Origin of the sequence: Cellulophaga sp. BC115SP (genome assembly GCF_009905545.1) — a bacterium.
Classification (GTDB): domain Bacteria; phylum Bacteroidota; class Bacteroidia; order Cytophagales; family Spirosomataceae; genus Flectobacillus; species Flectobacillus rivi.
In genome coordinates, this window is sequence record NZ_JAAALB010000058.1 from 22,902 (window position 1) to 29,347 (window position 6,446).

6 protein-coding genes are annotated in these 6,446 nt (G+C 37.8%); 4 read left to right on the top strand and 2 right to left on the bottom strand.

Going from position 1 to position 6,446, the window contains the following annotated elements; translation table 11 throughout:
- Positions 1-16: 16 nt before the first annotated feature.
- Positions 17-700: an OmpA family protein gene (locus GVN22_RS24345; RefSeq protein ID WP_166553611.1), complete on the bottom strand. Its 684-nt coding sequence runs from the start codon at positions 698-700 to the stop codon at positions 17-19.
- A 165-nt stretch (positions 701-865) separates the two neighbouring features.
- Here GVN22_RS24345 and GVN22_RS24350 point away from each other — a divergent pair, with 165 nt between their 5' ends.
- Entirely contained in the window at positions 866-2,212 is a 1,347-nt protein-coding gene (locus GVN22_RS24350) for a tetratricopeptide repeat protein (protein WP_166553612.1), read from the top strand.
- A 283-nt stretch (positions 2,213-2,495) separates the two neighbouring features.
- Here GVN22_RS24350 and GVN22_RS24355 read toward each other — a convergent pair whose 3' ends face one another.
- Positions 2,496-3,269, bottom strand: coding sequence for an AMP nucleosidase (locus tag GVN22_RS24355; RefSeq protein WP_166553613.1), 774 nt, complete (start codon positions 3,267-3,269; stop codon positions 2,496-2,498).
- A 606-nt stretch (positions 3,270-3,875) separates the two neighbouring features.
- Between GVN22_RS24355 and GVN22_RS24360 the strand changes: the two genes are divergently transcribed.
- The 3 genes from GVN22_RS24360 to GVN22_RS24370 form a co-directional block, all read left to right on the top strand.
- Positions 3,876-4,319: a type I restriction enzyme HsdR N-terminal domain-containing protein gene (locus tag GVN22_RS24360; protein ID WP_166553614.1), complete on the top strand. Its 444-nt coding sequence runs from the start codon at positions 3,876-3,878 to the stop codon at positions 4,317-4,319.
- Positions 4,320-4,397: 78 nt separating this feature from the next.
- On the top strand, positions 4,398-6,074 hold the full coding sequence (pafA, locus tag GVN22_RS24365) for an alkaline phosphatase PafA (protein ID WP_166553615.1): 1,677 nt from the start codon (positions 4,398-4,400) through the stop codon (positions 6,072-6,074).
- 202 nt (positions 6,075-6,276) lie between these two features.
- Positions 6,277-6,446 (top strand): 3-hydroxyacyl-CoA dehydrogenase NAD-binding domain-containing protein (locus tag GVN22_RS24370; protein ID WP_166553616.1); only part of this gene is annotated, 170 nt, incomplete at its 3' end.

Sequence of the window (6,446 nt, forward strand, 5' to 3'; positions counted from 1 at the left end):
CTGTACTCTGGTCTGTTTAATTCGTACCTGCTACACGCATTTCTGTTGAAATTTTGTCGAACAAGCTTTTGTGAGGCATAATAAACACCTCCACACGGCGATTCATACGCTGTCCGTCTACAATGTCATTACTTGCTACAGGATTTCGCTTCCCATACCATAATGCTTTAAGACGATTGGGGGCTACCCCACTCAATACCAACCAATTGGCTACTTGGGCAACTCTTTTAAACGACAATCGATCATTATAAGCATCAGTACCGTTAGCATCGGTGTAGCTTTCCATAATGACTGCGGTATGCGGATACGACAATAACACACGAGAAAGACTTGCCATATTCATTTTACCAAACTCGGAAGGTATATCTGAGTTGCCAATAAAATAGGAGTCCGTATCAAAACGTATGTGAATCAGCTTGGTGTTGACACGAGTCACAGGGCTCACTTTGACTTGCTTTCGGAGTTCACCTAATTGCTGATCAAAATATTGAGCCACTCTTTCGTCAGCTGTTAGCAAAGGATTCGTTTTATCGCTTACTGCCCGACTGCTAGTAGTTGACGACTGTTGGACTGTCTGCCATCTTTCATCGGTATAGATACGATTTTTATTAATTACCCGACAACCATCCAAGCTTACAGTTGTCCCGAGCACAAGCCCAAGCAATATTTTTTTTCTACTCTTTGGAAAGGCAAATTTCATGACAGTTTATCTTTTATCTTTTGGCTGTAAGGTATTTTTTCAGTAATTTGGCTGAAACTTTGGCAATTACAAAGTTATAAAACAAATCTAAAGGTTAATCTATCTATTTACTTCATTTTTGATAGTTAACCAATCACTAAAACTTATTTTTTCAAATTTAACCCTATGAAAAAGAGTTTTTATTCTGCTCTGCTGTCTATATCTCTGCTTAGTTTTACTGGATATTCACAACAAACCCCTGTGCCCACACAAACTTTTCAAGAATTGATGGACCTAGGTGTAGTTCAGAGTCGTCAGGGCAACTATCCACTAGCTCAAAATTACTTCACACAAGCTATCCAGCTTCAACCAGATAATGCTGTAGCCTATTATAGCCGTGGTGTTACAAAGTCAAACCTTAAAGATAACCGTGGTGCTATCAATGATTTTGACAAAGCTATCGAATTAAATCCAAGATATTCGGACGCTTACATCGGTCGTGGAACTAGTAAAGCAAGACAAGAAGACCATAAAGGTGCTCTGCAAGACTACAACCGTGGTATTGATTTAAATCCTGTAGATGCCAACGCATATTTTAGCCGTGGCTACAGTAAATCAAAACTGGAAAACTACAAAGGCGCTCTTTCTGACTACAACAAATCTTTGGATTTGACACCCGACAATGCGTTAGGTTATGCTGCTAGAGGCGTAGTTAAGCAAAAACTAGAAGATTACAAAGGTAGTTTGGAAGATTTTTCAAAAGCAATTGAATTAAGCCCAAAACGTCCTTCATCTTATTCTGGTCGTGCTTACAGCAAAATGAAAATGGGTGATTATAAAGGTGCCATTGCTGATTACGGTAAAGCCCTAGAAATCAGCCCTGAAGATGCTGAATCTTTGTACTTTCGTGGTTATTGCAAAAGCCAAACCGAGGACTTTGCTGGCGCACAAATCGACTTTGACCGTGCTTTGAGCCAAGACCCAGAAAACGCTCCTGCGTATTATGGTCGTGGTTTTGCCAAAAATAAACTTGGTCGTACCAAAGAAGCTATTGATGATTTCAACAAAGCAATTGCCATTGGCAACATCGAAGCCAAAAAGGTTCTTTACGCAGGTCCTATTACCAAACAAGTATTGGATGAGTTGCGTAGCGGTGTGAGCGAGCGTTTGAAAATGGCAGAAATGACTGCTGAGCGCTCAGAAGTATATTATAACCGAGGTTTGTCAAAAGCAAAAACTGGTGATACCAAATCTGCTATTGAAGACTACAACAAAGCTATCGCCCTTAATCCAACTTTTGCTGAAGCTTACTTCACAAGAGGAATGGTGAAATCTCAAATTGGTGATCAGCGTGGTGCTATTCAAGATTGTACAAATGCCCTTAAGTTGAATCCCAAATATGCAGAAGCCTACTACGTTCGTGGTATTATTCGTCATGCATTGGGTGATACCGACGGATGCAATGACTTAAGCAAAGCTGGCGAATTGGGCTACACAGCAGCGTATGCCGTAATTCGTGACTACTGTAACTAGTAGTATGTTTAAAATTTTATTTGGCATGTATCGGAAATACAATATTTCCTTTTGACACTCCTTACTTTTCTTGTCTTGACACAAGAAAAGTAACCGCAGCGGCGGCCGCAAAAGAAAGTCAAGAAATCCTAATCGGAGTGGCGACCCACCTCGCCTGCGGCTCAAACAACAGGATTTCAGAAAAATAAATACCTTTTTTTATTTTAATGACTTACAAAATTTAAACATGCTTTAACATAGATCAATAAAAAAACCTGCCTCATCAGCAGGTTTTTTTTATTCCTTATTCAAATCTTAAGTGCTTCACCGATTCACCTGACATAGCAAGTTCTTCGAGAGAATCAATACCAATTTGAAGGTGTTTTTCTACATAATTAGCGGTGATTTTCTTATCACTTTCTTCTGTTTTTACACCATCTGGTGTCATTGGGTTATCCGAAACCAATAACAACGCTCCATGAGGTATCTTATTAGCAAAACCTACCGTAAAGATAGTCGCAGTTTCCATATCGATACCCATCGCACGAATATCTGTCAAATATTGCTTGAATTCCTCATCATGTTCCCAAACACGGCGGTTAGTTGTATATACCAAACCAGTCCAGTAATCTAGTTCATGTTTTTTAATCATGGAAGAAACCGCTCTCTGCAAACGGAATGAAGGAAGTGCAGGAACTTCTTTCGGCATATACTCATCCGAAGTACCCTCTCCTCTTACAGCCGCGATAGGCAAAATCAAATCTCCAAGACCAAGATTCTTTTTCAGCCCCCCACATTTTCCTAAAAATAATACTGCTTTCGGAGAAATAGCAGTCAAAATATCCATTACAGTAGCAGCCATTGGCGACCCCATACCAAAATTGATAATAGTGATATTGTTGGCTGTGGCAGTTTGCATAGGCCTGTCGATACCATTAATTGGTACATCAAACTGCTCTGCAAACATATCTACATAATTTTTGAAGTTTGTCAACAAAATATATTGACCAAAGTCTTCGATGGCTGTGCCAGTATATCGTGGCAACCAGTTTGTCACAATTTCTTCTTTTGTTTTCATACCTGATGAAGTCGTGGTTTTGTTTAAAAGTTAATTAATTTGGAAAAGGGAGACAAGTGTTAATGCTGAATTATGAGTGGTAAATTAGTACTGTACGAACGATTTCCAACTATTTCAGATTGGGGATTTCTGATTTCGGAAATAAAGTAAAATACCTTTATTTTTTACAAGAAGCTTAACTTCCGAAATCCAACATCCAATATCCGAAATAAACAGTTTTATAATGCTTTGTACACTTGTAATGGTAAATCGTGATAATTAAAAATTTACATTCACAATTCACCACTCACAATTCATCACTAATATTTATCCATAGCCCTTTAAAATAAGGTGTGCTGAAACAGGTACGCTATTTTTAAAAATGCGTAAATTATTAAAACACAAAAACGAATGTTAATTTAACAGGCTAATACTACGATGGTATTTTCCGAGAAACAAGAATAAGTTATGATTTAAACGAATCTTAAACTTGTTTTAACTAATAGTGTCTAACTTTTATTGCTATTTTCTGTTAGACCAGAAGTCTTGCCTTTTTGAGGCTAACTGATAGGCTACGAGTCTGTTAGAGTTTATTAAATTTTCACAACAAACTGTGCAGTAGAAATAATGGAATTATTGAATCTTCCTACATTTGACTACAAGTTACAAAAAAAAGATGGAAAATTATACATTTTCGATCAGCTTCGTAAAAAGTATTTGTTTCTGACTCCTGAAGAATGGGTTCGACAACACTTCGTCAACTATCTTATTACTCATTTGGCTTACCCCAAAAGTCTTATCAAACTAGAATCAGGACTTTCTTACAACAATGTCCAAAAACGTACTGATATTCAAGTATTTGATAGAAATGGACAGCTTTTTATGATTATCGAATGTAAGGCTCCTTACATTGCACTTACCCAAACAGTGTTTGAGCAAGTGGCCCAATATAATCATACTTTGCGTAGTCCTTATATTGTTATTACCAATGGCATGAGTCAATATTGTTGTAAAACCAACTGGGAAACTTTCCAAATTGACTTTTTGGAAAATCTGCCCCTATTCCCATAATTTCATAAATTCATAACTACAAAGCTGTACTATCATTGCTCTATGATTATGTATCTTTGTCAAAAAACTACCTTCATTATGAACAAAAAACTCATAACACTGTTTGCTGGACTTTGTGCAGTTGTAACAGATTTATCTGCTCAGACTTCCATAAAGAGTACCTCTAAAGCCAATACAGCAGTTGTAAAAACAGTTCCTAGTAAACCGAAATTGGTCATTGGTATCGTTGTAGATCAAATGAGATATGACTATCTGTACCGTTATAGCAATAAATATACAGCAGGAGGCTTCAAACGCTTGATGGGTGAGGGCTACAACTGCCGTAACCACCATTATGACTATGTACCAACAGTTACAGCTGCTGGTCACGCAGCCATCTTTACAGGATCAGTACCTGCTGTAGACGGCATTATCGGAAACGAATGGTTTGATACCAAATCAGGACGCACGGTTTATTGTGTAGAAGATTCAACGGTAAAAACGGTAGGAGCCGCAACCTCAGCTGGTTTGATGTCCCCTAAAAATTTATTGGTTTCAACTATTACAGACCAAGTAAAAATTGCTCAAAATCACCAAAGTAAAACTATTGGGATTGCTTTGAAAGACCGTGGAGCTATTTTACCAGCTGGTCATACAGCCAATGCGGCTTATTGGTTTGACTCGAAAGATGGATTCTGGATATCATCTTCGTTTTATATGAATGAATTACCAAGCTGGGTAAAAGAATTTAACGCTCAGAAAAACCCTCAAAAATATGTAGCAAAAGGTTGGAATACCCTATTACCAATCGAGCAATACACCGAAAGTACCCCTGATGATCAACCATTTGAAGGAAAATTGAGTGGTGAACAAAAACCAGTATTTCCTCATGAACTTGCAGCACAAGCAGGTGTTAATCTTTTGGAGGTAATTCGTTCGACGCCGTATGGCAACTCTTTAACTAAAGATTTTGCTGTTACGGCTATTCAAAACGAACAGTTAGGAAAAGGGGCAAGCACCGATTTCTTAACGGTAAGTTTTTCTTCAACAGATTATGTAGGTCACGCATTTGGACCAAACTCAATTGAAGCAGAAGATACATACATTCGTTTGGATAGAGATATTGCTTCATTATTGAGCTTCTTAGATACTTATTTGGGCAAGGACAATGTACTAGTATTTTTGAGTGCCGACCATGGTGTGGCGGACGTGCCTGGCTATTGGCAATCTAAAAAACTTCCTGCAGGAACAACCGATGGACTTACACTCACGAATACTGTTAAAGATGCCTTAAAAGCCTCTTTCGGTGACGGTGATTACGTAAGAGCTGACGAAAACAATCAAATTTATTTGAATCATGAAACATTAAAAACAAGAAATGTTTCTCGTTCTCAAGCTTTCGAAGTCATCAAAACAGCACTTTTGAAAAGACCAGAAGTTGCCAATGTCATCGACCTTCAGAATCTTGCCAATGCCACTGTACCAGAATATCAAATTGGCTACATTAAAAACGGCTATAATGTAAAACGTAGTGGCGATATTCTTTACTTCTTGAACCCAGGATGGTTTACAGGACGTAAAACAGGTACTACACATGGTTCGGTATATCGTTATGATACACATATTCCATTGTTGTGGTATGGCTGGAAAATTAAGCATGGCGAAACCTCTAAGCGTACTAATATTTCGGACATTGCTCCTACTGTAGCAGATTTATTGGATGTCTTAGAGCCTAATGGAACTGTTGGTAATATTATTACTGATGTAGTAAAATAATGCAAACACTTGTTCCTTTTACTAAAAGAGACCTAATTAAGATTAGGTCTCTTTTACTTTTCTAAGGAAAATAACTTATTTTTGAAGAATAACTAGTTTGGTATGATTCATGCTGGAAATAGTGCAAATTCAAACAGAATTTTTAACGCTTAACCCGCATTTTATATTTTCCCAACTTTAATCGAAATTATCGTCTGAATTTATGAAAATCGCTGTAATTGGAACGGGCTACGTGGGTCTTGTAACAGGGACTTGCTTCGCCGAGACAGGAAACCAAGTAACCTGTGTGGATATCGACGAAAAGAAAGTCGAAAAAATGAAGAATGGCATCATCCCTATCTATGAGCCAGGATTGGACGTATTGTTCAATCG